1 protein-coding gene is annotated in these 2,537 nt (G+C 63.4%); it reads left to right on the forward strand.

Annotation, left to right across the window (positions count from 1 at the left end):
• Positions 1 to 137 precede the first annotated feature (137 nt).
• Entirely contained in the window at positions 138 to 1,259 is a 1,122-nt protein-coding gene (locus FGE12_RS29890) for an RHS repeat-associated core domain-containing protein (RefSeq protein ID WP_228531224.1), read from the forward strand.
• The last annotated feature ends 1,278 nt before the right edge of the window (positions 1,260 to 2,537 follow it).

The raw sequence follows: 2,537 nt of genomic DNA on the forward strand, positions 1-2,537 counted from the left end.
CTCCAGGCCACTCGAGGCAAACTCGGCCACCAGTTGCATCCACTCCTCAGGTCCAGGTCGTCGCATGCGCCCAAGAACGCGCGTGCACGCCCATCCTCAGGACGCCGGCAATCGGGCGGTTACTCATCCGCGGCATCATGGACGCGGGCTTCGCGCGCAAGTCGGACTGGACTTCCGACTGTAATCGCGAGGGGGAGGCGGCGGCCTGTGGTGTGTACTTCCCCGTGACCGACCACATCGGCAAACCTGTCCTCATGCTGGACGCCTCTCGCCGCATTGCCGGCGAGGCCTCCTATGACCCATTCGGCCGTCCGAACCGGGTGGCGCTACACGCAGGCACGCCGCACCCGTACGTCGATGGCCAGGACGTGCAGTTGGCCGCTTGGACGCAGGTTCCGGGCCCTGGCATGGTCACGCGCCATCGCGCCCGCTTCCACCGACTCGAGACGGACGCGGCCGGAGGCGACGCCGTGTACTTCACGGATGGCGTCGGAGGAGCCACCCTGGGCAGCCCGAAGGCGGACGAGGCCTCCGGCCTGTGGTCGGGCTGGCTCTCGCCTGCGGGAGGACAGGTGGTAACGCGCTTCCGGGCGAATGCCGCCGGACGAGGAGGGGCCAATGCGGCGTTCGGTGCAGACCTTGAAGGCTATGAGTTCCAGCGCTACCAATTGGGAGCGCAACCATTCTGGACGCCGCTACGCTTTCCGGGCCAGTACGCCGACGCCGAGACGGATCTCTTTGAGAACTGGAACCGTTACTACGACGCGAGCACGGGGCGGTACCTGCAGCCGGAGCCAATGCTTGCGCGACCAGAGTACGTGAGGGCCATGACCGAGCGAGGTCTCAGTGTGCCAGCTTATGCCTACGCATTGAACAACCCGTTTCATTGGACGGACCGGAACGGGCTGGAGGTGCAGAACAACTCCCCCAACGCGGTCTTTATCAAGGGTGAACACGATGAGACCTACTGCCTGGCTCCTGGCGACACGTTCCCCGGAAAGCAGGACGGGGTCTACGGGCCTGACGGAACCATCTACAAGACCACCGATGGTGTGGATGCTATCGTCAACCCCGACGGCTCAATTGATACCTTTGGCGGTTCAGCGATCGGGCAGGCGCTCCATCCGTATACAGGCGGAATGTGGGAGGGCTGGCCTCGCCAGCGTTTCTTCACGTGGAGGCATCCGGACTGGCCTGCACCGAACGCTTCGGGACCCAGTGCCTGTCAGCAGAAGAGGGTGAGCCAGTGCAGACCATGAGATTGATCTGGAAGAGCCGTCTCGGCCGGGTTGCCGTGGTGGTTGGCGTCCTCACTGCTTCACTAGCTGTACTGCAGTTCGTGCTGCTCGATGGGCTGGACGGATTCTGTTGGTCGATGTTTGTCCAGACAGACACGGAGTACACACCGAGGTACTCCGACGCTGGCTTTCGAAGTGTAACTAACGGCGACGACAAACGCGCAGTGATTGACAAGCTCGGAGAGCCATTCAGCCGGCAGGTCGTTGAACGCCCGGGTTGGCCCCGGCCGGTCGAGTACTGGCTCTACTCCCGCAGTCCAACAAGTGGAAGCTATCGTAGGCGGCAGGTTCTCTTTGACGTGGACGGCCGAGTCATCGACAAGCACAGCTTCTTAGACGTGGACTAAACGGACAGGAGTGTTCGTGCCAGCGGTCGATCGTAGACCTAGCCAATTCTCATTGCAGACAGCCGAGCGGGGCACGGACCCCGCTTGAGACGACGCAGCGAAGAAGACCCGGCGAACTCTTGCCGCGCTTCCTAGATGAGAAAATCTTGAACCTTGATTTGGAGCGCCTTGGGCCGACGGGCGAAGACCTCGCGGTGGAGGCGATTCGCGATGCCGCATGGGCACGTAGAACGATTTAGTTGAGCATCGCTACAAGCACTCACCCGATGCAGACAACCTGCTGAAGCGCTGTGTCGACATTTTCCGCACCGATGAGGCGTACACTTGGCCTCACCCGAATAAGTGGTTGAGGATTGCGTCGATGCCACTCTCGCTCCTCACTATGGGACTCGCGAATCGCGTGCTCTGGAGGAGGTACCAGCTCCCAGCGAACTGGCCGTTCGAAAGCGCGGCGGCCCGGACTGCCGCGCGGAAAGGCTGAGCGGGCTGCAGGGCGGCCGCTGACGGCGTTGAACCATCGCAATGACGTAAGGATGTGCGGGAGTTGCTCTCCCTGCCTGATGGCGGCTCAAGCCGCCGCAATGAAGTGCGGGCAGGGCCCTGCATGCCGCTCACGCGTGAGGCGCGGTTAGTCGGACTGCATTGGAGACAGACGACGTCTCGACGGCTCCGTGGTGGTCGACGGCTGCGAGACGAACCACACCCTGCCGGGCTCCTGCGGCGCGTGCAGGACCTCGTGCGACCGCTGCATCAACGGCGGCTGCATCGACGCCTAAGCGCCCGGACACGGATGTTGTCCAGGGTAGCGCAGGCGTAGGTGGTGGCGGCGCAGTGCGCGCCGCACCGCCGCGAGCAGTTCGTCGAGGGTGCTGAAGCTGCGCTCGGGCAACTC

The sequence above is a fragment of the Aggregicoccus sp. 17bor-14 genome (assembly GCF_009659535.1).
Taxonomy (GTDB): Bacteria; Myxococcota; Myxococcia; order Myxococcales; family Myxococcaceae; genus Aggregicoccus.